The 352-nt window shown below is 48.6% G+C and carries 1 protein-coding gene; it reads right to left on the reverse strand.

Annotated elements, in window-relative coordinates:
• Nucleotides 1-64: 64 nt before the first annotated feature.
• Nucleotides 65-352, reverse strand: a 288-nt coding sequence (locus ED312_RS23720) for a hypothetical protein (RefSeq protein ID WP_206363225.1), incomplete at its 5' end; no start/stop codon positions are given.

Below are 352 nucleotides of genomic sequence, written 5' to 3' on the forward strand. Positions count from 1 at the left end.
AAGGCCACAGCATCCCCGGCCCGAAGGCCGTTGATCTGCCGGTAACTTATGTGGCGTTCCATGCTCATTTCAGCGCGTCTTCCGGGTTTTCAAAAAACTGTTGGGTGACCTTATAGGTCATCGCGTGTATGGTATCTTCGAAGGTGTTATACTTCAGGTGCTCACGGTTCATCCACAGGCGTATAAAAATTTCCTGTATTATCCGGTTGGTCTCCTCCTCGTTGGTGCTATGGGCATTTACATACCAGTCTATTTTTTGGGCCAGCAGTTTCAGGGCATCGTGGAACCCTTCCAGTTTTTTGGCTTTAAACAACTGGTATAGTTTGCGGTTGAGGATATGCCTCTGCATGGG

The sequence above is a fragment of the Sinomicrobium pectinilyticum genome (assembly GCF_003725735.1).
GTDB classification, from domain to species: domain Bacteria; phylum Bacteroidota; class Bacteroidia; order Flavobacteriales; family Flavobacteriaceae; genus Sinomicrobium; species Sinomicrobium pectinilyticum.